22 protein-coding genes are annotated in these 23,353 nt (G+C 67.7%); 15 read left to right on the top strand and 7 right to left on the bottom strand.

The window, feature by feature from the left end; all coding sequences use genetic code 11:
• Positions 1 to 12 precede the first annotated feature (12 nt).
• Positions 13 to 465, bottom strand: a complete 453-nt coding sequence (locus V6K52_RS14745; protein WP_353950872.1) for a CoA-binding protein — start codon at positions 463 to 465, stop codon at positions 13 to 15.
• A gap of 80 nt (positions 466 to 545) precedes the next feature.
• Between V6K52_RS14745 and V6K52_RS14740 the strand changes: the two genes are divergently transcribed.
• Entirely contained in the window at positions 546 to 1,562 is a 1,017-nt protein-coding gene (locus tag V6K52_RS14740) for an LLM class F420-dependent oxidoreductase (RefSeq protein ID WP_353950871.1), read from the top strand.
• Positions 1,563 to 1,622: 60 nt separating this feature from the next.
• Positions 1,623 to 2,801 carry an acyl-CoA dehydrogenase family protein gene (locus V6K52_RS14735; RefSeq protein WP_353950870.1) on the top strand — a complete coding sequence of 393 codons (1,179 nt, stop codon included), beginning with the start codon at positions 1,623 to 1,625 and terminating at the stop codon, positions 2,799 to 2,801.
• Between the two features lie 51 nt (positions 2,802 to 2,852).
• Here the strand turns inward: V6K52_RS14735 and V6K52_RS14730 are convergent, their stop codons facing one another.
• The gene (locus tag V6K52_RS14730; protein ID WP_353950869.1) at positions 2,853 to 3,860 is read right to left on the bottom strand and encodes an LCP family protein; all 1,008 of its coding nucleotides are present in this window, start codon (positions 3,858 to 3,860) and stop codon (positions 2,853 to 2,855) included.
• A 348-nt stretch (positions 3,861 to 4,208) separates the two neighbouring features.
• Here V6K52_RS14730 and V6K52_RS14725 point away from each other — a divergent pair, with 348 nt between their 5' ends.
• Genes V6K52_RS14725 through V6K52_RS14715 form a run of 3 tightly spaced genes read left to right on the top strand, consistent with a single transcriptional unit; the run spans position 4,209 to position 6,792 of the window.
• Positions 4,209 to 5,198: a glycosyltransferase family 2 protein gene (locus V6K52_RS14725; RefSeq protein ID WP_353950868.1), complete on the top strand. Its 990-nt coding sequence runs from the start codon at positions 4,209 to 4,211 to the stop codon at positions 5,196 to 5,198.
• Positions 5,195 to 6,022, top strand: a complete 828-nt coding sequence (locus tag V6K52_RS14720) for an ABC transporter permease (RefSeq protein ID WP_353950867.1) — start codon at positions 5,195 to 5,197, stop codon at positions 6,020 to 6,022. Before V6K52_RS14725 ends, V6K52_RS14720 begins: the two co-directional genes overlap by 4 nt.
• Entirely contained in the window at positions 6,022 to 6,792 is a 771-nt protein-coding gene (locus tag V6K52_RS14715; RefSeq protein WP_353950866.1) for an ABC transporter ATP-binding protein, read from the top strand. Before V6K52_RS14720 ends, V6K52_RS14715 begins: the two co-directional genes overlap by 1 nt.
• Before the next feature lie 48 nt (positions 6,793 to 6,840).
• On the opposite strand, the gene V6K52_RS14710 is transcribed toward V6K52_RS14715, so the two are convergent.
• Positions 6,841 to 8,232 (bottom strand): NTP transferase domain-containing protein, encoded by a 1,392-nt coding sequence (locus tag V6K52_RS14710; RefSeq protein WP_353950865.1) that lies wholly within the window; start codon positions 8,230 to 8,232, stop codon positions 6,841 to 6,843.
• 26 nt (positions 8,233 to 8,258) lie between these two features.
• A complete protein-coding gene (locus V6K52_RS14705; protein WP_353950864.1) occupies positions 8,259 to 9,482 on the bottom strand; it encodes a hypothetical protein in 1,224 nt (407 codons plus the stop codon).
• Between the two features lie 20 nt (positions 9,483 to 9,502).
• Here V6K52_RS14705 and pseB point away from each other — a divergent pair, with 20 nt between their 5' ends.
• Genes pseB through V6K52_RS14690 form a run of 3 tightly spaced genes read left to right on the top strand, consistent with a single transcriptional unit; the run spans position 9,503 to position 12,809 of the window.
• Positions 9,503 to 10,486 (top strand): UDP-N-acetylglucosamine 4,6-dehydratase (inverting), encoded by a 984-nt coding sequence (gene pseB / locus V6K52_RS14700; protein ID WP_353950863.1) that lies wholly within the window; start codon positions 9,503 to 9,505, stop codon positions 10,484 to 10,486.
• A gap of 3 nt (positions 10,487 to 10,489) precedes the next feature.
• Positions 10,490 to 11,617 carry an aminotransferase class V-fold PLP-dependent enzyme gene (locus V6K52_RS14695; RefSeq protein ID WP_353950862.1) on the top strand — a complete coding sequence of 376 codons (1,128 nt, stop codon included), beginning with the start codon at positions 10,490 to 10,492 and terminating at the stop codon, positions 11,615 to 11,617.
• A 1-nt stretch (position 11,618) separates the two neighbouring features.
• Complete coding sequence (locus V6K52_RS14690) at positions 11,619 to 12,809, top strand: hypothetical protein (RefSeq protein ID WP_353950861.1); 1,191 nt, start codon at positions 11,619 to 11,621, stop codon at positions 12,807 to 12,809.
• Between the two features lie 106 nt (positions 12,810 to 12,915).
• Here V6K52_RS14690 and pseI read toward each other — a convergent pair whose 3' ends face one another.
• Together pseI and pseH are read right to left on the bottom strand one after the other, a co-directional pair.
• A complete protein-coding gene (gene pseI / locus V6K52_RS14685; RefSeq protein WP_353950860.1) occupies positions 12,916 to 14,016 on the bottom strand; it encodes a pseudaminic acid synthase in 1,101 nt (366 codons plus the stop codon).
• 28 nt (positions 14,017 to 14,044) lie between these two features.
• The gene (pseH, locus tag V6K52_RS14680) at positions 14,045 to 14,536 is read right to left on the bottom strand and encodes a UDP-4-amino-4,6-dideoxy-N-acetyl-beta-L-altrosamine N-acetyltransferase (RefSeq protein WP_353950859.1); all 492 of its coding nucleotides are present in this window, start codon (positions 14,534 to 14,536) and stop codon (positions 14,045 to 14,047) included.
• Between the two features lie 100 nt (positions 14,537 to 14,636).
• On the opposite strand from pseH, the gene V6K52_RS14675 reads away from it, so the two are divergent.
• From V6K52_RS14675 to V6K52_RS14660, 4 genes are read left to right on the top strand one after another with little or no spacing between them, the layout of a single operon-like run.
• Positions 14,637 to 14,888: an acyl carrier protein gene (locus V6K52_RS14675; protein WP_353950858.1), complete on the top strand. Its 252-nt coding sequence runs from the start codon at positions 14,637 to 14,639 to the stop codon at positions 14,886 to 14,888.
• Positions 14,885 to 16,105, top strand: a complete 1,221-nt coding sequence (locus V6K52_RS14670; RefSeq protein ID WP_353950857.1) for a class I adenylate-forming enzyme family protein — start codon at positions 14,885 to 14,887, stop codon at positions 16,103 to 16,105. Before V6K52_RS14675 ends, V6K52_RS14670 begins: the two co-directional genes overlap by 4 nt.
• Complete coding sequence (locus tag V6K52_RS14665; protein WP_353950856.1) at positions 16,098 to 16,847, top strand: SDR family NAD(P)-dependent oxidoreductase; 750 nt, start codon at positions 16,098 to 16,100, stop codon at positions 16,845 to 16,847. The genes V6K52_RS14670 and V6K52_RS14665 overlap by 8 nt, the downstream gene beginning before the upstream one ends.
• Before the next feature lie 4 nt (positions 16,848 to 16,851).
• On the top strand, positions 16,852 to 17,277 hold the full coding sequence (locus V6K52_RS14660) for a hypothetical protein (RefSeq protein WP_353950855.1): 426 nt from the start codon (positions 16,852 to 16,854) through the stop codon (positions 17,275 to 17,277).
• Positions 17,278 to 17,316: 39 nt separating this feature from the next.
• On the opposite strand, the gene V6K52_RS14655 is transcribed toward V6K52_RS14660, so the two are convergent.
• Positions 17,317 to 19,200, bottom strand: coding sequence for a hypothetical protein (locus tag V6K52_RS14655; protein ID WP_353950854.1), 1,884 nt, complete (start codon positions 19,198 to 19,200; stop codon positions 17,317 to 17,319).
• A gap of 127 nt (positions 19,201 to 19,327) precedes the next feature.
• Here V6K52_RS14655 and V6K52_RS14650 point away from each other — a divergent pair, with 127 nt between their 5' ends.
• From V6K52_RS14650 to V6K52_RS14640, 3 genes are all read left to right on the top strand, one after another.
• Entirely contained in the window at positions 19,328 to 20,203 is an 876-nt protein-coding gene (locus tag V6K52_RS14650) for a glycosyltransferase (RefSeq protein ID WP_353950853.1), read from the top strand.
• A gap of 35 nt (positions 20,204 to 20,238) precedes the next feature.
• Positions 20,239 to 21,231, top strand: a complete 993-nt coding sequence (locus V6K52_RS14645) for a hypothetical protein (protein ID WP_353950852.1) — start codon at positions 20,239 to 20,241, stop codon at positions 21,229 to 21,231.
• 106 nt (positions 21,232 to 21,337) lie between these two features.
• Positions 21,338 to 23,317, top strand: a complete 1,980-nt coding sequence (locus tag V6K52_RS14640; protein ID WP_353950851.1) for an N-acetylmuramoyl-L-alanine amidase — start codon at positions 21,338 to 21,340, stop codon at positions 23,315 to 23,317.
• Positions 23,318 to 23,353 lie beyond the last annotated feature (36 nt).

Here is a 23,353-nt window from a genome sequence, read left to right as displayed (position 1 = left end):
AAGGGGTCGGTCCTAGCGGGCTGAGCCCTCGTGCTTGACCTTGGGCCACTCGATCTTGGGGCAGGTGTCCATGACGACGTCGAGTCCGGCTTTGCGTGCCCGCGCGGCTGCTGCGTCGTCGATGACACCCTGCTGCATCCAGACCGCGTCGATCTGGAGGCGCTCCTTGTGCTCGATGGCCTGGTCCACGACCGCACCGACGTTGGCGGAGTTGACGAAGCAGTCGACGACCTTGATGTCCTGGTCGGGAATGTCGGCCAGCGTCGCGTACCCCTGCTGCCCGTGAACCGTCTCGGCCTTGGGGTGCACGGGAACGATCCCCTTGTGGAGCTCGTGTTTGAGCCACTGGGAGACACCGTATGCAGGTCGCTCGACGTGGTTGCTCAGCCCGACGACGACCCACACGCCGGGGTCGTTGAGGAGCTCGCGGATGAGGTCAGGGTCATTGCGCTGTCGGAAACTCACGTTTGCATCATGCACCTCGCACGGGCGCTTGTGGGGCGGGGGGCTTGCGGGGGAGGTGGCGGACGGGTTGAGTGAAGGGCATGCGATTCGGTCTGTTCATTCCCCAGGGTTGGCGTCACGATCTCGTCGGCATCGAGCCGGCGCAGCACTGGGGCGTGATGGCGGGGCTCGCGAGGCGAGCGGACGGCATACGCGACTGGGAGTCGATCTGGGTCTTCGATCACTTCCACCCGGTGCCACACCCGACGCAGGAAGCCGTGCACGAGGCGTGGTCGCTGATGGCAGCGTTCGCCGGCGTGACGGGTCGGGTCCGCATCGGCCAGATGTGCACGTGCATGAGCTATCGCAACCCGGCCTACCTCGCCAAGGTCGCAGCGACGGTCGACGTCATCTCGGAGGGTCGGCTCGAGATGGGCATCGGCGCCGGGTGGTACGAGCACGAGTGGCGCGCCTACGGCTACGGCTTCCCGGGTGCGGGGGAGCGGCTCGCACGACTGCGTGAGGGTGTCGAGATCTTCCGTCAGATGTGGACCACCGGAACGGCAACGTATGCCGGCGAGCACTACCAGGTCGACGGCGCCATGTGCTTTCCACAACCGTTGCAGGGCACCGCTTTTGAGGGTTCTGAGCTCAACGGCATCCCGATGTGGATCGCGGGTGGCGGCGAGCGCAAGACCCTGCGCATCGCGGCCGAGTACGCCGACTACACGAACTTCGATGGCACGCCCGAGGTCTTCAGGCACAAGAGCGAGGTCCTCAAGCAGCACTGTGCCGATGTGGGTCGGGACTTCGACACGATCACGCGGTCCTCGGACTTCAACGTCATCATCGGGCGCGACGAGAAAGAGGTGCAGGAGCGCCTGCGCTGGATCGAGAACCATCTGCGCAGCGCTGGAGTCCCGGAGGAGGCAATTGCGCGAACCATGAAGACCAATCGTGAGGGCCCGGCCGTCGGCACCCCCGACCAGGTGGCCAGCGCTCTCGCCGACCTGCAGGACCTCGGTATGACCTATGCGATCACGAACTTCATGGAGTCCGCCTACGACCTGTCGGGGGTCGAGCTGTTCGAACGAGAGGTCATCCCCGCCCTGCGCTGAGTGGTCGGTCCCACACGGAATCCGGCAGGGTGACGGCATACGCGTCGATAGGATCGCGGCGTGACTTCATCGAGCGACTTCCCCCTGTTCCAGATCAATGAGGACCACGAAGCGATCCGTGACGCGGTCCGTGATCTGGCAGCGGCCAAGATCGCGCCGTTCGCGGCTGCGGTCGACGAGGAGTCGCGCTACCCGCAGGAGGCGCACGACGCGCTCGTCGCGTCCGACTTCTTCGCGCCTCATGTGGGTGAGGAGTTCGGCGGTGTCGGCGCCGACGCGCTCGCGACCTGCATCGTCATCGAAGAGGTTGCGCGCGTGTGCGCGAGTTCGTCACTCATCCCCGCCGTCAACAAGCTCGGCTCGATGCCGGTCATCCTCGGGGGGTCGCAGGAGATCAAGCGCAAGTACCTGACGCCACTCGCGGAGGGCAAGTCCTCCTTCTCCTACGGCTTGTCCGAGCGCGAAGCCGGCTCCGACACCGCCTCGATGAAGTGCCGGGCCAAGTTGGACAAATCAGCCGGCGATGACAGTTGGATTTTGAACGGACAGAAGTCGTGGATCACGAATGCCGGTGTCTCCGACTACTACACGGTCCTCGCGGTCACCGACCCCGAGGGCGCGCGCGGCAACAACATCAGCGCGTTCGTGGTGGAGAAGTCCGACGAGGGCTTCACCTTCGGTGAGAAGGAGCGCAAGCTCGGCATCAAGGGCAGCCCCACCCGTGAGCTGATCTTCGACAACGTGCGCATCCCCGGCGACCGCATCATCGGCGCCCCCGGCGAGGGCCTCAAGATCGCTCTGCGCACCCTCGACCACACCCGCGTCACGATCGGCGCCCAGGCGGTCGGCATCGCGCAGGGAGCACTCGACCATGCGGTGGCCTACGTCAAGGAGCGCAAGCAGTTCGGCAAGAACATCGCCGAGTTCCAGGGCATCCAGTTCATGCTCGCCGACATGGCGATGGAGCTCGAGGCTGCTCGTCAGATGGTCTATGTCGCAGCGGCGAAGTCCGAGCGGGGCGATGCCGACCTGTCGTTCTTCGGTGCGGCCGCCAAGTGCTTCGCGTCCGACGTCGCCATGAAGGTGACGACCGACGCGGTCCAGCTCCTCGGTGGTGCGGGCTACACCCGCGACTTCCCGCTCGAGCGGATGATGCGCGACGCCAAGATCACCCAGATCTATGAAGGCACCAACCAAGTGCAGCGCATCGTCATGGCACGCCAACTGCTCAAGGGCTGACGCCCGAACGACGGCGTATGCCGTCCATCTCCCTCTGTGGGCGGGGCGGGCTCAGCCGTCGCTCGGCTTGCCGTCGGTGCCGGCCGGGGGAGCCTCGAGGGGCTGGTCCTCGCGCAGCATGGTGAACAGTGCCTGGGCCCGCTCCGTGTCCCACTTGACCGATGACCCGGCAGACGTCTGGTAGTCGAGGTCGGAGATCGGCACGGTCAGGCTCAGGGTGGAGTCGTTGCCGGCGCCGCGCATGGCGAGCAGGATGTTGGACGCGTCCTTCATGGACGTGTCCTCGCCGACGCCGACCGCACCGGCCGCCGTGTGGGTGAAGGACCAGTAGCGGAACGGGTTGAGGACGGTCGACGGAGTCGCTGCACCCTTCATGATCGCCGCGAGGAACTGGCGTTGGCGGTCGGCCCGGCCGATGTCGCCGCGCGGGTCGGAGTAGCGAGCGCGCACGAATCCCAGGGCGTTCTTGCCGTCGAGGGTCTGGCACCCCTTCTTGAGGTTGATGTGGGCCTTCGGGTCGTCCATGTCGAACGGGACGCAGATGTCGACACCGCCAAGGCTGTTGACGACCGAGTTGAACCCGCCGAAGCCGATCTCGAGATAGCCGTCGATGCGCAGGTCGGTCACCTGCTCGAGGGTCTCGACGAGGAGCTGGGGGCCGCCGATGGCGTAGGCCGCGTTGACCTTGTTGCTACCGCTTCCCGGGATCGGCATGAAGCTGTCGCGGGGGATCGAGATGATCGCTGACTTGCCGCCGCCGGACGGCACATGGACGAGCATGATCGAGTCGGTGCGCTTGCCTGCGGTGCTGCCGGTGCCGAGTTCCTTGCGCTCCGCGGCCGTCAGGTCGTCACGAGCGTCCGAACCCACCAGGAGGTAGGTGTCGCCCGGGGTCTCGGCGGGACGGTCACCTCCCGGGGTGTCGTCGACGCGTGAGACGGAGCTCCACGCGTGGAAGGGGGTGATGACGAGGAAGGCGAGCCAGAGCAGGAGGACCAGGGGGACGAGGCGCCACAGGCGGCGGCGGGGCGGCTGACCCCCGTCGACCGGGCCAGCCACGGGGCGACCACCGCGGGGCGGTCCCTGAGGACGTGGGGCCGACTGGCGCGGCGTCTGCTTCTGGCGGACCGGGCGCTCGTCTGCAGCATCGCGTCGCGGCGCAGGCTTAGCGGGTGCGCGTGCTGGTGCCTCCACGTGGCGCTCGGGAGCCGCGTCGCGTCTCGACGATAGGGGCCGACGCCGCCCACGGGTGTCCACCACCATGGCCTCGCCGTCATCCGCCGACCGATTCACCGGAACGGCTCGGACGTCGTCGGCGCGTGGGCGCGGTGGGCGTTGTGGCATGGAGCCACGATAACTGGATCGCGTCGCAGTCCCGGGAGCGTCGCGGGGTAGTCTCGCTCTGCTATGACGATTGCGCCCCTTCCTTCGGTCTCCGTCGTGATGCCCTTGCTCAATGAGGCGGACCACCTCGAACGGGCCGTGACCGCGATCATGGAGCAGCGCTACGCGGGTGAGCTCGAAGTCATCCTGGCGGTGGGGCCGGGTTGTGATGACACGATGGGTGTGGCGCAGCGACTGGCCGCGCAAGACGTCCGAATCGTCGTCGTCGAGAACCCCACGGGTCGCACCCCGGACGCTCTCAATGCCGCCCTCGCCGCCGCCCGTCACGACGTCGTCGTCCGCGTCGACGGTCACGGTTTCCTGTCTCCCGGCTACATCAATACTGCCGTTCGCAGCCTCGAGGAGACGGGTGCGGCCAACGTCGGAGGCGTGATGGCCGCGGTCGGGCACTCGCCCTTCGAAAAGGCGGTGGCCACCGCCATGCGCTCGCGGCTCGGTGTCGGTGGCGCCGCCTTCCACACCGGTGGCGTAGCTGGTCCTGCGCCCACTGTCTACCTCGGCGTGTTCCGCCGTGACTGGCTCACCAGGGTCGACGGCTACGACCGCCGGTTCGACCGCGCCCAGGACTGGGAGCTCAACCACCGGATCCGCAGTGCTGGCGGGGTGGTCTGGTTCGATCCGGCACTCTCCGTCGAATACCGCCCGAGGGGCACCATCCGGTCCCTGGGGAAGCAGTATCGCGACTACGGTCGGTGGCGCCGCGTGGTCGCCACCCATCACAACGGCACGATCTCGGCGCGCTACCTCGCACCTCCGGTGGCGCTCCTGGCCTGTGCGGCTGGCCTTGTCGGCGGATTCGTCTGGGCGCCGTTGTGGGTCGTCCCTGCCACGTATGCCGCCAGCGTCACGGTCGGCGGTCTGGTCATCGGCCGGGCCCAAGGCCCTGCGGTGGCCGTCCGGGTGCCGGCAGCGCTCGCTACCATGCACGGCAGTTGGGCCTGGGGATTCCTCACCAGCCGTCCCGCCCACTTGTTGGCCAAGGAGAAACGATGACGAGACAACCCCCCGCCCCGCCTCCGGGTCTCGCGACTCGGTGGGGACGGGTCTGGGATCGCCGCGGCATCCTCAGGACTCTCGTCCAGCGGGACCTGCGCGTCCGCTATGCCCGGTCCTGGTTGGGCTATGTCTGGACTGTTCTCGACCCGCTGGCCATGGCGCTCATCTATTTCATGATCTTCGCGGTGGTCTTCAAGCGTCCCGACGCGGGCCACAAGCCGTACTTCCTCTTCCTCATCACCGGGCTCCTGGCGTGGCAGTGGTTCAACTCCTCGGTGAACGAGACGGCGCGGGCCCTCCTGGCCGAGGCCAAACTCGTGCGATCCACCAACCTTCCGCGCGAGCTCTGGGTCATCCGGGTGGTCCTGGCCAAGGGCGTGGAGTTCCTGCTCTCTCTGCCGATCCTCTTCGGCTTCGCCCTCGTCTATCTCATCCGCGGCGAACTCGACCTCAACTGGCGGCTCGTGCTCTTCCCCGTGGGACTCGTCCTGCAGTTCCTGCTTCTCGTGGGAATCGGTCTGCTGCTCGCACCAGCCACCGTCCTGGCCGATGACACCATCCGCGTCGTGCGGATCATCTTGCGCATGATGTTCTATTGCACGCCGATCATCTATGTCGTTGAACGTGCACCCGAATGGCTGCAGACCCTGCTCTGGTTCAACCCAGTCAGCGGAATACTCGAGTTCTATCGCGCCGGCTTCTTCGATGCCCCGATGAACTGGCCCCCCGTGTTCGCCGGGCTGGGAGTGACCGCCGTGCTGATCGCAGCCGGCCTGTTCGTGTTCGGGCGCCTCGAACGTGCCGTGCTCAAGGAGATCTGATGACCGACCCACAGGTAGCCGCCGACCAGGCAGTGATCGAGGTGGAGCACCTCGGGATCGAGTTCTATCGCTCCCGCCGCCGTCGCCTCTCCCTGCGCGAGATGGTCCTCAAGGGCCGCAACACCTCACCCACGGAGACCTTCTGGGCGCTGGACGACATCACTTTTGACGTCGGGCCGGGGGAGGCCGTCGGACTCGTTGGCTCCAACGGGGGCGGTAAGTCGACTCTGCTCAAGGTCATCGCGGGCGTCCTCATCCCCGACTCCGGTCAGGCCAGCGTGAACGGCGGGGTCGCGCCCCTCATCGAACTCACCGGGGGTTTCCTCGGTGAGCTCTCGGCCCGCGAGAACGTCTATCTCACAGCGGGCCTTCACGGGTTGAGCAAGGAGGACGTCGACGCGAGATTTGACGACATCGTCGCGTTCGCCGGGCCCCAGGTGAAGGCCGGCCTCGACATGCCGTTCCGTCACTTCTCCTCGGGCATGCAGGTGCGCCTCGGGTTCTCTCTCATCACCACCCTCGACGAGCCGATCATCCTGGTTGACGAGGTCCTCGCCGTTGGAGACGCCGCCTTTCGTGAGCAGTGCTACGGCCGGATGGAATCGCTGCTCGCGCAGGGGCGCACGCTCTTCCTCGTGTCGCACAGCGAGAAGGACCTGCAACGCTTCTGCACCCGTGGGCTCTATCTGCGCTCGGGCAAGCTCGTGGGCGACGGTGCCATGGACGAGATCCTCAAGGACTATCGAGCCGACAACGCTGCAACTCCTTGACGAGTGCGTCGGGTCTGTCGCGTATGCCGTCCGATCGCCTCTCGTGGTTCAGGCCAGGGACGCGACGGCGGAGATCAACTGATCCTCGTCGTCACAGGCGATGACTACAGAGCTGACCCAGGTGCGATCGAGGATGGCCCGCGGGCCGACCGCCAGGGCCGTGCTGGTTGCACCAAGTCCGACGCTGATGATGACCCCGGACTGCGCGAGGCGGGTGAGGTCGGCGTCAAGGTCGCGGGTCCACGCCGCCCCGTCAGCGCCTCGCACCTCCAGGTAGCCGAGATCGGCCAGCGCGGACGCGGCCGCGAGCTCGGCAGGGTTGGAGACGACGACGCCGAGTCGGTCAACCGCCCCGTCCGAGAGGTAGCCGCGGGCGACCTCCCAGGTCTCGTGCAGCGCGCCTGACGACGGAAGCACCAGGTATGCCGCCGAACGCCGGCCGAGGGCCGCAAAGGCGCGCTCCACGGCATACGGCAAGTCGGTGGCCGTGGCGTCGACGTGCAAGATGGTCTTGAGGCGTCGCGTCAAGGCAGGTTCGGTGGCACCCATGAGCGCCTCCGCCGCGCCGGTGTCAAAGGAAGCCACATCGACGTGGCTCACGCCCTGGTCGACCGCGCGAGCGAGGAGAGCTCGCAAGCTGGCGGCCCGCTGACTTGGACTCTGCCCGAGCGGGCTCTGGGCCGCGAACGTGCGGGCACTGAGGATGAGGCCCGACTGCCCGCCGAGGGAAGCGTCCTTGCGGGGCACCAGGTCACCACGTGCCTCGACCTCACGCCCAAGCTCGGCCATGAGGGAACGCCACGGAACCGTGACCGCGTCCTCGATGTGGCCGAACAGTCGAGAGACGCGGACGTAGTCGCTGAGCGAGTCCACGGTGGCTCGGTAGGCGTGGATGTCCATGACTGTTCCTTCGGGCGCAAAGAGATGCTCGCCCAGGGTCCGGCGCAGCCAGGGCGTCACGTGCTCCCGGTCGTAGGGGTCCGTGGCCTGTGCCGCCGCGTCGCGCACTGCCGCGGCGGTGAACACCTCGGCGCCCAGGCCCTCGGGGACCCGTTCCATGTCAACCCGCCCATAGACGTGCCCCGACGCCAGCGTGGCCTCGATCAGCTCGTCCACGAGGTCAGCATCGGAGAGGGGGTTGTCCCCGGTGAGACGCACGACGAAGTCGTCATCGGCCAGACCCTCGCAGGCGACGACGAAGCGACCGAGCACGTCATCCAGGGAACCGCGCACCACGGTGATCCCCACCGACTCGAGGTGGGTGGAGATCTGACGGTCGTAGTCCTCGACGCTCGTGGCCACAACGACTTCGTGACCGCTGCGGGAGGCGCGACGGGCGACGAGCTCGATGAGCGGCATACCCCCCATCGTCAGCATGGCTTTGCCGGGAAGTCGGGACGAGTTGAGGCGGGACTGGATGACGACACGAGTGCGGCGCACGGGATCTCCGGTTTCGGTTCGACGGGTCATGGGTGAGGTCGGGCTTCCACGGCGGCGAGCAGTGCATCGGCGACGCGCTCGCGGCCGCGTCCGTCGATCAAGGCCCGACCTCTGCGGGCCAGGTCGAGGCGCGCTCGGTGATCGCCAAGGAGGTGACGCAGCCGGGCGGTCGCAGACGATGCCTGTTGATCGCGCAGGTCGGCAAGGGCGCCCAGGGGAGCAACCACGCGCTGCTCGGCGAGCGCCGCGTAGCCCAAGAGCTGATTGTCAGCGACGGTCGTGACTGCGGTGGTGGATCCGATGGCGAGCAGCTCCCACACGGACGAACCCGCGGCAGTGACGACGAGGTCGGCAGTGGCGGCGTGAGCCGCGATGTCCGGGGTGGGGTCAATGACCGTGAGGCGCTGATCCTCACCGACGGCCACCCGGGCGAGCTGATCGGCAATGTCGCCCGTGGCTGCGACAACGATGAGGTCGAGCGAGAGTCCGGTGGCAAGCACGAGGGGTGCCAGGGTCGGCGCCGCCCCGGCTGCGTCGGTTCCGCCAAAGAAGGCCAGCACCCTGAGCCTGATGCTGTCGTCTGGTGGTGCGGTGAGGTCTTTGCGGTGGCTCAGGATGTCGTCGCGGAGCAGTGAGAACCCCACGCCGGCCAGGGACACCTCGCCTCGGGGCAGGTCGCTGATCGGCGCCGCACCAAGGTTCTGATCGAGGTGGATGTCGGCGGACTGAGCGCTCCCGTGCGGACCGTCGCGCAGTGCCAGGACGGTCAGGCCCGCCTCGCGCAGCCTGCCGCCCGTGCCGGGTGGGAGGTCGTAGCCGTCGAGAATCGCCGCGTCGAGGCCCCGCTGCTGGCACAGGGCTGCCAGGTCGCCCGGCTCGTCGGGAGCAGGAATCACCTCGATGCCACGAGTCCCAACCGCCTCGGTCAGCCATGGAGCACCCTCGATCCGACCGATCACGGTCACGCCGACGGCCCGTGAGCGCAACTCGTCGGCCAACGCAAGACATCGCGCGAGGTGGCCGACACCGGTCGACGGGGCGGCGTCACACCGCAATCCCACGTGCACTTCCGGCAGGTGGCGCAGCCGGTGGCCTGAGGGTGTTGGAGAAGGGAGTGGCATCACGTGGATGTTAGCCTGAGCCTCGCTCGCGTCAGCCTCGTCAGGCGATGCCGAGCCGGTCGCGTCAGCGGCTGCCGTGACGAGGAGTTGACCGCCGGCGAACCACGCCAAGGTGGGTGTCGAGGTCATCAAGCTGTGGAGGTTTGTTCGTGAGCATGCTCGAGGGTGCGTCAATTCTGGTGACCGGCGGGACGGGCTCCTTCGGGAAGGCCTTCATCGCTGAGCTTCTGGCCCACCACAATCCCAAGCGCGTCGTCATCTTCAGTCGTGACGAGCTCAAACAGTACGAAGTGCGTCAGCAGTTCGGCGACGACCCGCGCCTGCGCTGGTTCATCGGTGACATCCGTGACCAGCACCGTCTCAACCGCGCGATGCACGGTGTCGACTACGTCGTGCACGCCGCCGCCCTCAAGCAGGTCGACACGGCCGAATACAACCCGTGGGAGTTCGTCCAGACCAACATCGTGGGCTCCCAGAACGTCATCGAGGCGTGCATCGATGCCGGCGTCAAGAAGGTCGTGGCCCTCTCGACCGACAAGGCGTCGTCTCCGATCAACCTCTACGGCGCGACCAAGCTGACCGCCGACAAGTTGTTCATCACGGGCAATCACTACGCGGCGGCCTACGAGACCCGCTTCTGTGTCGTCCGCTACGGCAACGTCATGGGGAGCCGTGGGTCGGTCATCCCGTTCTTCCGGCGTCTGGCCGAAGCCGGCGAATCCCTGCCGATCACCGACCTGCGCATGACACGGTTCTTCATCACTCTGCCTCAGGCCGTGAAGTTCGTGATGGACTCGTTCGAGCAGATGCAGGGCGGCGAGCTCTATGTGCCGCGCATCCCGTCGATGAAGATCACCGACCTGGCCCAGGCCGTCGCGCCCGGCGCCAAGATGCACGAGATCGGGCTGCGCCCCGGCGAGAAGCTGCACGAAGAGATGATCTCCGCCGAGGAGGGCCGCCGCGCACTCCTCATCGGCGACCGCTACGTCCTCCAGCCCGACCTCGCGTCGTGGGGTTACACCCCGCCCAAGGACGGCGAGGCCGTTGTCGACGGCTTCCACTACACATCTGACAACAATGACCAGTGGTTCTCCGGCGAGGAGATGGTCTCCATCCTCGAGACCGAGGTCTGATTCGTGATCCCCTATGGCCGGCAGTCGATCGACGAGTCGGACATCGAGGCCGTCGTCGAGGTGCTGCGCGGTGACTGGCTGACCACCGGTCCCACGGTCACGGCCTTTGAGAAGGCTCTGGCGCAACTGGCCGGAGCGGCACGCGCCGTCACCTGCACGAGCGGGACCGCGGCCCTCCACATCGGTTATGCCGCGGCTGGAGTGGGCGTTGGCGACGAGGTCGTCACGACTCCCATGACGTTCGTGGCGACCGCCTCCTCAGCGATGGCGCTCGGCGCGACCATTCGCTTCGTCGACGTCGAGGACGACACCCTCAACATCGACCCGGCGCTCGTCGAGGAGGCCGTCACGGACCGCACCAAGGTCGTGGCCGGTGTGGACTTCGCCGGGCATCCCATTGAGGTCGACGAGCTCAAGGCGGTCACCGAGCGCACGGGCACGCTCCTCCTGGAGGACGCTGCCCACTCGATCGGATCGACCTACAAGGAGCGTCCGGTCGGGTCGCTGTCCGACATCACCACCTTCTCCTTCTTCCCGACCAAGAACATGACCAGCGCCGAGGGCGGCGCTGTCGCGACCCTCGATCCCGATCTGGGCCTGCGAGCTCACGAGTTCCACAACATCGGACTCGTGCGTGACCCCGAGCGCATGCGCTATCCCGATGAGGGTCCGTGGCACCAAGAGGTGCACGCGTGGGGCCTGAACTACCGGCTGCCCGATGTCCTGTGCGCGCTGGGCCTGTCGCAGTTGCGCCGGCTCGACGCGTTCAAGACGCGGCGCGCCGAGATCTTCGCCCGCTACCAAGAAGGCCTCGAAGGCCTTGACGGTGTCCGCCTGCCCACCCAGCGTGGGCACGTCGACCCGATCTGGCACCTCTACCCGTTGCGCGTCCTGGATGGTCGCCGGCGCGAGGTCTTCGATGCTCTGCGCAGTGACGGAGTGGGAGTCCAGGTCAACTACATGCCCGCCCACTGGCACCCCATTTTCGAAGACCTCGGCTATCGTCGCGGCCAGTTCCCCGTCGCCGAGAAGTTCTACAGCGAAGAGGTCTCGCTGCCGATGTTCGTGGGGCTCAAGGACAGCGACGTCGACCAGGTCATCGAGGCCGTGCACCGCGCAGTGCAGGGCTGACATGCACCACGCCAACCACTTCTACGGCCACGCGCACATCATGGCGCGCTACGTCGGTCTCGAAGAGCCCCTGCGCATCTGGGGCTACCTCCAGCACGGATGGAACATGCACGACGGCTTCGCCGTGGGCACCGTGTTCGCACCGAACTACCCCAAGCTCGTCTGGTCCCAGGCCTGTGTGCGGCGCGGCTGGGCCGCTGGTCTGCGTGACTACCGACTCGTGGCCGCACCCTGGCTCTATCTCCTCCGGATGGAGGAGCAGGACCAGTGGCTCACCCAACCGGGCAACACGCCGGACGAGCGCGAGGGAACCATCGTCTACCCGTTCCACGGATGGGAAGGCCAACAGGTCGTCGGCAACCACGCGGCATACATCAACGAGATCAAGCGCACCGAAGGCGACGTGCCGATCACGGTGTGCCTGCACTGGAACGAGTTCGACAATCCCAAGGTGCGCCGCGAGTACGAAGATGCCGGGGTCCGGGTCATCACCCACGGCGAGCGTGGCTACCTCTGGAAGGACACCGATGTGGCGTTCCTCTATCGGCAACTCGCCGAGATGCGCCGACACAAGCGAGTCGTCTCCAACCGGATGAGCAGCGCCATCCTCTATGCGTCGGCCGCGGGCGTCGAGGCTGGCATCTATGGCGACCCGATGGCGCTCGAGTCCGACCACGCGATCCTGGGTGGTGTCGGCAAGCCGCGCCGGATGTGGCCCGACATGCACCAGGTGTCGATCCCCAAGGACTACGCCAGGTCGGTGGCGGACGAGGAGCTCGGCGCCCTGGATGTGTTGCACCCCGAAGAGGTCATCGAGGCGTTCGGCTGGACCGAGGCCATGGGCCCGGTTCCCGGTCCACCGCCGCCCGCTCCCTCACTGGAGTTCCCTGAGGGTTTCTTCACGCGCAGGCGCAAGTCACCGGCCAGCAGCCACGCCGGCCCCGCGGGTGCCGAGAATGAGCTGGGCGAGAGGTCGTGGCTCGACGGCGCTGACGACGATGTCGACAGCGCCACGGACGACCTCGAATCGTCGGAGCCCGATGACAAGGATCGCACCTCGACCCGGGGCAACCGCGATGAGGCACGTGGCTCATCACGGGCAGGTGACCCGGAGGGTGCGTCGAACCTCGATGAGGAACCCGCGCCAACCGTCACCACGGGTGCGGCGGGCCCGTCTGCGACTTCCGAGTGACGCGCACCCCAATCAGGGCTGGTTGAGCCCTCGGGCCAGCGCCCAACCCCTGCGGCTGGGCGCTGCGCCGAAGGTGCTCAGAGACTGAGCGCTGCGCCGAAGGCGATCAGACGAGGTCCCAGTCCATCGGTGTGCCCTTGGCCGTGTCCTGTCGAAAGACGCGTCCCTCAAGCCGCCCGAAGTCGTCGGGGGCGAGTCCGCCGGCCGGCCGGATTGATCGGACATTGGCCGCAGTGACCGGATCGCCGGCGCGCACGTCCTCCACGACGAAGAGCGAGCGTCGGAAGCGAAGGCCTTCGCGTTCGGCAGCACGCGCGCCGATGCGTGGCTGACCCAGGGCCTGCCAGGCCACCTCGGTCTCGCGGCGCAGGGAGGCGAGCTCATGGGGTTCGAGCGAGAACGCCGAGTCGACGCCTCCGCCCTCGCGCGACATCGTGACGTGCTTCTCGACGAGACACGATCCGAAGGCGATCGATGCGACTGCTGCGCCGATGCCCATCGTGTGGTCGGACAAGCCGACCGGCACTCCGAAGGCCTCCCGCATCACGGGAATGCCGCGCAGATTGGACGCTGCCGGGTCCGCGGGATAGCTCACGGTGCAACTCAGCAGCATCACCTGGTCGTTGCCGGTGCTGTGAGCGGCGGTGACGGCGGCGGCGATCTCGCCCACGGACGCCATGCCCGTGGAGATGATCAGCGGCTTGCCCTTGGAAGCAGCGTGACGGATGAGGGGGAGGTCGACGATCTCGGACGACGCAATCTTGAAGGCCGGCACGTCAAGGTCGGTGAGGAACTCCACCGCGGTCGGGTCGAAGGGCGAGGAGAACGCCAGGATGCCGAGCTCTCGAGCGAGGCTGAAGATCGGCTCATGCCACTCCCACGGAGTGTGGGCCTCCTGGTAGAGCTCATAGAGACGGCGCGATCCCCACAACTCGTGACCCGAGGAGAGTCGGAAGGCGGGCGCGTCGACGTCGATGGTGATCGTGTCTGCCGTGTAGGTCTGCAATTTGATGGCATGGGCGCCCGAATCGGCCGCCATCGCAACGATGTCCAGCGCCTTGTCCAGGGAGCCATCGTGGTTGCCCGACATCTCGGCGATGATGAAGGGTGGCGCGTCAGGTCCGACCTCGTGCTGCCCGATGGTGAGCGACGTGGTTGTGGGGCGCGAAGCGCCGGGGTCGACGGGGGTGGGGTTTGAGTCAGTCACGGCGGTCTCGTCTCAGAAGTTAAGTCGGTCAGTCGCGCGTTGCGCGCACGTGGATCACTGTTGTAGCGGTGCCGTCGACATCGCGGACCGATGTGCCGATCTCCGCAAAGCCGTTTCGGCGGTTGAACCGCCGCACAGCGTCGTTGGCCTCGAGGACCTCGCCCTCGAGGGTGTCCAGGTCGAGCTGCTCAAAAGCGAATCGCTTGGCCTGGCGCTGGATCTCGATCCAGGCCGGGAGCAGTTCGCCCCGCTCACTCAGTCCGGAGTTGTCGAGGTAGTAGCCCCACCACGCAGACCGGTCGTCCCTGTCGATGTCAAAGAAGGTGACAACGCCTGAGGGCACGTCGTGCCGCTCGAAGATGTAGACCTCACGGGACTCGGTGCTCTCCGTCGCCTTCCACCAGCTGGCATGCTCCTCGGCGGAAATCTCGTGCTGGGTCAATGAGACTGCGCGAACCTCGGGGTGGTTGCGCCACTCCAGAACCTTGGCGCTGTCGGCATCCGTGGCAGGACGCAGCATCGTGCTCCTTGCGGGTCGGGCGGTGCGGCACTCAGGTCTGGGCGCACCATCGTGGTGGGTAGACTATCTGAAACCAACTTCACGACTTCGAGGTGGATTCATGGGTGCACTGAGCCGGGACGACCTCCGGAACATGATGGCTGACGTTCTGTCTGCCCAGGGCAAGACCATTCCGGCAGAGGACTCGGCCGTTCTGGAGCAGATCGGCTTCCGGTCGCTCGACTTCTCCGAGCTGGCCCTGCGTGTTGAGGACGAGATCGGCGAGGAACTCAACTTCGACGCTCCCGAGTTGCGACAGATCCGCACCATCTCCGACGTGCTCGACTTCCTCGAGCAGCTGCAAGCAGCGTGACGTCCGGCGGCCCGGATCCGGCTGGCGCTGCCAACCGGATCGTCACGGGAGCCAGCACCCAGGCTTGGGGCGATCTCGAGCCACTCGACCTTCCCGCGGCTGCTGCGGTCATGGTCACCGACAACCTCGAGGCCGCTCGCGCCGTTGTGACGGCTCTGCGCCGCCGTGACGGTGAGCTGCTCATCGCCTCCCGCAGCCGCATGACCCCTGAGTTGGTCGACGACCTGCGTGCCTCCGGTCTGGCGGTCGTCGACGGTGACACGGTGCTGCCCGCGACGACGACGCGCCCCATCAGCCCGGGCCGCATCTGGCTGCTCACCAGCGGCAGCACGGGCCGTCCCAAGCGCGTTGCCCACACGCTTGACTCGCTCACCACAGTGGGCGGGCAACAACCTGCTCGCACGTGGCTGTGCCCCTATGCCCACGGCGCCTACGCGTGGTGGCAGATCGTCACTCTGGGTCTGACCCAGCCCGAGCAGCACATTCTCTTCGTGGAGCCGAGCGAGCTCGACACGTGGCCGGGGCAGGCGTTGGGTGCCGGTGTCACTGCGGCTTCGGGCACCCCGACCTTCTGGCGACAGGCGCTCTATCGCGATCCCGCGAGTGTCGCGGCGTTGCCACTCGAGCAGGTCACCCTCGGCGGCGAGCCGGTCGACCAGGCGATCCTCAGCAGGCTCACCGAGATGTTCCCCCAGGCGCGGGTGTCGTGGATCTATGCCTCCTCCGAGGCTGGCGCCACCATCGCCGTGCACGACGGGCGCGCTGGCTTCCCGCAGGAGTGGCTCGACCGAGAGGCGCCCGGCAGGGCGACCCTCAGCGTCGAGAACGACGAACTCATCATCAGCTCGTCCAAGCGAGCCGAGGGCATCGATGCCCGGCTGCGCACGGGCGACCGAGTCGACGTCGCCGACGGACGTGTGATCATCACCGGCCGCATCGCGAGCGATGAGATCAACGTCGGCGGAGCCAAGGTCTCGGCATCAGCCGTCCGCAACGTCCTGCAGTCCCACCCGTCGGTGGCCTGGGCCGCCGTTCGTGGTCGCAAGGCCCCCATCGTCGGCAGCATCGTCACGGCCGAGGTCGTCCTCGACGGTCCAGCCACCGACTCCGACCTCACCCAGTGGTGCGCCGAGCGACTCCCGGACTACTCCGTCCCTCGGCGCATCCGATTCCTGGACACCATTCCCATCAAGGAGACTCTGAAGAGCGATGTCTGACACCACTACTCCCATCGGGCCCGCATCGGTCGTCGTCGTTTCCGGAGGGTCGCGCGGTCTTGGGCTCGCGATCGTCGAGGACATCCTCGCCCAGGGCGCCAAGGTCGCAGCGTTCGCGCGGACCGTGACGCCGGAGCTCGAGCAGCTCGCCAAGGACAACCCGGAGTCGGTCGTCGCCGGCGCAGTGGACACCACCGACAACAAGGCGGTGGCGGCCTTCCTCAAGGAAGCCGAAGCCACGCTCGGTCCCATCGACGCCCTCGTCAACAACGCCGCGGCGGGCCAGGACAGTCTGCACGTGCACACGTCGCCCGAGAACATTGCGCGGATCATCGACACCAACCTCACAGCGCCGCTGCTCCTCACGCGCCTGGTGCTCCGCCGCATCATGGCCAAGGGCAACCGTGGCCGCATCGTCATGGTGACCTCGATCTGTGCGCAGCGCGGCTACTCGGGACTCGTCGCCTACTCGGCCACCAAGGGCGGCCTGGACAGCGCCATGCGCACGCTGGCACGCGAGATGCACGGACGTGCCCTGGTCAACAGTGTGGCGCCGGGCTTCTTCGCGTCCGAGATGTCCTCCGTGCTGGGCCAGACCCAGCTCGACACGATCACCCGTCGCACCCCCTCCGGCCGGCTCGTCGAGCCGTCCAACATCGTGCCGATCGTGCACACGCTCCTGTTCGAGGACACCAACATCAACGGCCAGGTCATCACCGTTGACGGTGGCGGCGGCATCTGAGGTCGTGACTCACGACGCCGCGAGCGCACGCCTCGCGGAGGCGATGCTCACACCTCTGGTGATCGAGCACGCCACTGACCACGCGTGCACGCGGGGGACGCACTCACGAATTGCCGACGGTCGCGTCGTGTGCTGGTCGCCTCCGCGGGGCGACGACGAGGTGTATGCCGTGGATGCCGAGATTGCGGCGCAGCCGTTGCCGCCCCACCTCGAGGTGCGATGGCGCGGCCTCTGGGACGGCCATGACAGCTTCTGGGCCGCATGGTGCGCCTCAGAGGTCTGCGCCAAATTGTGGGACGTCCCGATCGTCGTGATGGCCGCGCGGTCACCGGTCGACAGCAGCCCGGTGACACTCGCAGGTCACACCGTGACGTATGCCGTCAGGCACGAGGGCGACCTGGTGGTCGCCTTCGGCGTCCTGAGCGGGTGACTTCCCGACCCTGTGCGCTTCTGGCCCTGCGCCTTCTGACTACTTGACTGCGCGACGGGCGAGGCGGCGCGCCTTGCTCATGAAGTCGGGGGGAAGCACCTCGTTGGCGGTGGACTTCGCCGTGGAGACGGCCTTCTGGGTGGCGATGCGACGAGGTGCCCTGATCGCCTGCACCGTCTTCCAGGTGAGCGTCTCTTCGTAGCGTTCGATGATGCGCTCGAGATCGCGGATGTAGCGATCGCGATGACGCAACGTGCCTTCGAGCCAGGCGACCTGACCGTCGTGCTCGCGCATTCGGCGCGAGCGCATGCGGTCATGCGCGAGAAGCTCGCGGAAGCCGGCAGAGTTGGCCGATGGGAGGTTGAGGGGGAGCGCGCCGAGCTCGAGGCTGGTTTCGATCAACTCAGCAACGGTGAGGTCACTGGGAGTGATGACCGCGGCGATCTCGCTCTGCACCCGCACCACGCGCCAGACGACGTCGCTGGTGACGACCGTGCCAACCATTGCACCCAAGGACGCGGTGAGCTCATCGGGAGTCGTGCTCGTCTTCCACGGGTGTGGGGCCGCAGACGCCATCAACCGGGTGGCGAACTGGCGCAGGGCCAGGACGAACATGTCGTCGGCCCCGAGGACCCCCGCCCGACGCCAGGACGAGTCCACGACGCTCAGCGTGCCGTCGTCCCCGATCACGACGTTGTCGATCGTGGCAAAGCCGCGACGTTCGGCGGTGGCAGTGGTCCAGACGCTCGGGTCGCGCAGCCAGGTGCGGTATTGCTCGACGAGCATGCGGATGTCGCGGTGCGAGCGGCGCGCGCAGGCGTCGCGGAGCTCCATCTCGAGGATCCGACCGTTGGCCGGGGTCTGAGGTGCGAGGTCGCGGGTGATCGCTCCGACGTTGACCTCTGCGTCGACGTTGCCGCTGGCCCACACTGCAGACGACACGCCCCCGTGGTCGACACTGTGGATGCGGGCCCAGGCCGGGTCGACCCAGGTCTCGGCGTCGATGACGGCGGGCAGGGTCAGGCTCTGCGCGGCCGTGCCGCGGTGCGCAACGAGGAGCCACGCGGGCGCCAATTGCGTCACCACACCACCGTCGACGAGACGCTCCACGGTGCCTCGGGGGTCGCGCAGGGCTGGGATGTCACGGAAGTGCCGTTCGGCTGCCCGGCAGCTGTGGCGTCTGGCGGCATCAGTGAGGCGGGGTGTGCCCTCGGCCAGAGCCGCTCCGTCGACGAGGAGGTGGTGGGCGTCGGGGGTCGGATAGGCGCCGAAGAGTGCGTCCGTCGTCAGCCCCTGGTCCTGTCGGACGCCTTCGAGCTCGGCGAGGTGCAGGCGACGGTGGTTGAACCCGTCCGCGCCGATGTGCCACGCGTCGTCGTCGTCGACGTCGAGCAGGGGTTGTGCTGCGAGCAGCTCGTGGAGGCCGAGTTCGTTGGCGACGTCAACCACGAGCGTGCCCTCGGGGGCGAGCAGGCCGGCGAGTCTGGCGACCACCTCGGCCTCACCCATCCCGGTCGAGTCCGGACCAAGGAGTCGCGTGGGCCCACCGAGCGCGACCACGAGATCGAAGCCGGTGTCGTTGTCGTAGGCGTCGATCCCGCCGATGTGCAGCGATGCGCGGTCGTGCAGGCCGGCCGCGTCACTGACGACGCGGGAGTCGGGGATGGACCTGAGCAGAATCTCGATCGTGGCGGTCGCCGGAAGGTTCTCGACCAGCATGGCCGCGCGAGGGCCCGCCAGGAGAACCTTCTTTGGAGCGCGGGAGCGCACCACCTCGGTGAGGACGACCTGAATCGCGAGGGGTGCAGCGACGCGTCCGAAGTCGGACCAGACCAGCATTTCACCCGTTAGGACGTGGGCTCCGGTGACGTTGTCGCGAGCGCGCTCCGACTCGGGGGTGGCTGCCAACGTGGGTCCTCTCATCGACTGTCGTCCTTTCCCGGCAGGACGCACGGGCGAGGGCGTCACCTAGACTAGCGGCGCGGTGTGCGCGGGCGACGTCATGGCGACCGGAGCCGCATCACCTGACACCGACCGAGGAGTGTGAAGCATGCCGGGGACCCTCAGCGTCGGTGCCGTCGTCCTCAGCATGGGCAACCGACCGCGTGAGCTTGCCTCGGCGCTGGACTCGCTGCTCGCCCAGGTCGGTGTCGACCTCGACGTGGTTCTCGTCGGCAATGGCTGGGAGCCCGTCGGGTTCCCTGCTGGCGTGCGGGTCATCCATCTTCCTGAGAACGTCGGGATCCCGGAGGGGCGCAACGTCGGCGCACGTGAGGTGCACGGCGACATCCTGTTCTTCTATGACGACGACGCGGTCCTGCCGAGCCCCGACGTGCTGTCGCGGTTGGCTCACGAATTCACTGCCGACCCGTCCTTGGCCGTGGCTCAACCCCGTGGCGCAGATCCCGACGGTCTTCCTGCTCCTCGCCGCTGGGTGCCGCGTCTGCGCACCGGCAACGGTGGAGCGGATGTCGGCGGTGAGGTGGTCGTCTTCTGGGAGGGCGTGTGCACCATCCGCCGCGAGGCCTTCGATCAGGTCGGAGGCTGGCCCGGGCACTTCTGGTACGGCCACGAGGGAATTGATCTGGCCTTCCGGTTGGTCGACGCGGGGTGGCGCCTGCGCTATTGCCCCGACGTGGTGGTGCACCATCCGGCGACCAGCCCGACGCGACACGCGGTCTTCTATCGGATGAACGCACGCAACCGCGTCTGGGTTGCCCGCCGCAACCTCCCTGCGCCGCTGGTTCCCGTCTACCTCGGTGTCTGGACCGCCGCCACCCTGGCTCGCGTTCACGAGGCCGAGCCGCTCGGAGTGTGGTTCAAGGGCTTCGCCGAAGGGTGGCGCGTGGACCCAGGGAAGCGGCACCCCATGACGTGGAGGACTGTCTGGCGGCTGACCCGGGCCGGCCGGCCACCGGTGGTGTGAGCTCGCAGACCGTCGTGCGCGTCACGCTTGCGGGTGTGCGCAGCGCGACACACCTCGTCCACGCCGGCAGTTATCTCCGCCACCTACTCGGCCACACCTCGGGTGAGGTCGTCGTCGACTACTTGGGGTCGGGAGCCTTTCTCGGGAGGGACAACGTCCGCCAGGAACACGTCACCGCCTTCCTGCCTCGTGACCCGAGGCTCACCCTTCGGGCGGCCGGCGGCCGCGGTGTTGATCGGACTCACCCAGGAGAGCGCCGCATCCTCCTGTCTGTGGGCGCCCCGGGCATCAAGCCCTACCTGCGACTGGTCGCTGGAGCGCACACACGACCCGAGGTCGTCGTCGTGGACGAGGGGATCGGGACCTATGGCGACTGGCGGACCCGCCGCGACGCGTGGCGTCGACAGGGTGCCCGCGAACCGTGGCCGACCGTCCGCTCGTGGGCGGTGACCGGTGCCGCCCACGTGCTCACCGAGCGTCGCTGGGCACTGTACGAACAGGTCGGCGGGTCGTGGCGCGTCGTTCCGGAGGTCGCGGCGGGCTTTGCCGACACGTCGAGCGGACACCGAGCCGCTGTCGCGGAGGCCCGCGCTGTCTACCTCACCCAGCCCTGGGTCGAACTCGGCCTCATGACCGAGGACGCCTTCCGGGGGCACCTCGAGCAGGTCGCGTCAGCGTGCGCCCACGTCGGGGTCGGCTTCGCGGTGCGTCCGCACCCCGCGGAGCGAGGAAGCCGGTATGCCGCGTGGCCCGAGCTCGCACGCGACCTCCCGGCTGAGCTCGACCCGGCTGTCGTGGGCGCGCGTGTCGTCCTCGGAACCGACAGCACCGCACTGCTCAACCTTGCTGCTGTGCACGGCAGGCCCGCGCTGCGGGTGACGATCCCCGAGCTGCACCTTCTGGAGCGGGGGCTGGGGTCGGGGCAACGCAGCCTGCTCGCAGCCTTCCTCCCGCCGCCGGTCGACGCACGGCAGCAGGACGTCCTCACGCACGCCCTCGAGGCGGCTCTGGGTCCCCGAGGAGCATGACCAGGTCCGACTAGTCACAATGGAGTCTCTTTTTGCCTCCTGTTTGCTCCATTAGCACTAGTCACACGGTTCAATGGGTGTCCCCCCACACGATTTGGAAACCGTCATGTCCCTCGCGCTGCGAATGACCCCTCGTCCTGCGGCTACCCGCGCCGCCCGTCTCGCCGTCCTCGCCGTGGTCGGAACGATCGGCCTGACTGCCTTGCCGACCACGGGTACAGCCGCACCCGCACCTGCTCCTGCTCTCGCACCGAAGCCGGTCGAACCGACGGTGACGAAGCGGGACGTGGCCGACCTGCGCACCGTGGCATTGGACACCGTCGAAGTGGCGCAGTCGGCGCCGATCGTCGCCCTGACGTGGACGGCGGACGAGGCGCCTCCGGCCGAGTCGGCCGTCCTCGTGAGGGTCAGGTCGGACCGAGGAGGCTGGGGCCCGTGGTTGGAGACGTCGGTCTCCAACACCACCGACCCGAGCAGCTCGCGCAGCCAGCGCGTCGGCACCGACCCCGTCTGGGTCGGACCTGATGCAGCGGCTCTGCAGATCCGCCTCCCGCGAGGAGGTTCGGCGGCAGCAGGCCGCGGCGAGGTCACGTCCCGGGCCAAGCTGGGCCAGGTCGAGCTCATCCATCCCGGTCAGAGTGCCGGTGACGGGACGGCCTCGGCGACCATGGCCTCCGCACAGTCCGTCACGGCCCGCCCGGCCATCGTCTCGCGGGCGGGTTGGGGCGCCGACGAGTCGTTGCGCACCTGCGGGCCGAACTACGGGGGCACCCTGAAGGGGGTCTTCGTCCACCACACCGCCGGCACCAACAGCTACACGGCATCGCAGTCCGCCGCCATCGTGAGGGGCATCTACGCCTACCACACCAAGAGCCTGGGCTGGTGCGACATCGGCTACCACGTCCTCGTCGACAAGTACGGCCAGATGTTCGAGGGCCGTGCCGGCGGTCTCGACCGACCCGTGACCGGAGCCCATGCCCTGGGTTTCAACTCCGACACGTGGGGTGTCTCCGTCCTCGGAAACTACTCCACCGCCACGCCGACCTCCGCGACGATGTCCGCGCTGGCTAGGGTCATCGCGTGGCGTTCCAGCACCTTCTACCGCTCGCCGACCGCCACGACCGTCCTCACGAGCGCGGACTCGGGTTCCCGCTTTCCCAAGGGGACGAAGGTGACTCTGCCGTTCATCAGTGCACACCGGGACACCAACACGACCGAGTGCCCGGGCAGCAACTTCTACTCCCGTCTCCCGTCACTGCGGTCCTCTGTCGACGCGCTCGCCGACCACTCCACCAGCCCCGTCTACCGTTCCTGGGTCAACCGGGGCGGGGCGCAGAGTCTGGGCTGGGTCGAGCAGGGTGAACGACCGACGCCCTTCGGGGTCCGGACCATCTTCGGGAGCGGGACGTCCCTCTGGTCCACGGGAGCGAGCGTCTTCCAGATCGGTCCGGCCGCGACGCGGCTTTACGAGGCGCAGGGTGGAGAGACTGCGTGGGGGGCGCCAGTGGCCAACGAGAGGTCGATCGCCGGCGGGATGCGGACAGACTTCAGCAAGGGCGTCTCATCCGTGCTGCGGTTCGACCGCAACCAGGTGTTCGCCGTCCACGGTGGGATCCGCACCTCCTGGGATGTCCGGGGCGGGCCGGACTCCCCGCCGGGGATGCCCGCGTGGCACATGTGGCAACCCACGCCGAACGGGTGGGTGCAGACCTTCGAGAACGGACAGATCTACTTCACCGGCGTGACCGGCGCGAAGTTCGTGTCCGGCGAGGTCCTCACGCGTTTCCTCCAGTTCGGCGGCAGCCCGGGCCGGCTCGGTTACCCCACGTCGGAGCAGTCGACCCCGAACGATGGGGCGTTCCAGGACTTCCAGCTCGGCGGCGTCGCCTGGCACCCGACCACCGGTGCGCGCGGCATCTTCGGGTCGATGAACGACCACTACGTCGAGGTGGGTGGGCCCGCGTCCTCGCTAGGGTTCCCGCTGGGGGAGAACCGACTCTGGTCCGGTGGCTACGAGCAGGACTTCGAGGGCGGCGTGATGCGCTGGCACCGTGCCACAGGGGCGGTGACGGTCACCAAGCAGTGACGCGTTGCTATGGTGTTGCCTCCTTCCTCGACCGAA

Origin of the sequence: Knoellia sp. S7-12 (assembly GCF_040518285.1) — a bacterium.
Lineage (GTDB): Bacteria > Actinomycetota > Actinomycetes > Actinomycetales > Dermatophilaceae > Knoellia.
This window is presented reverse-complemented; position numbering and strand designations above follow the sequence as displayed.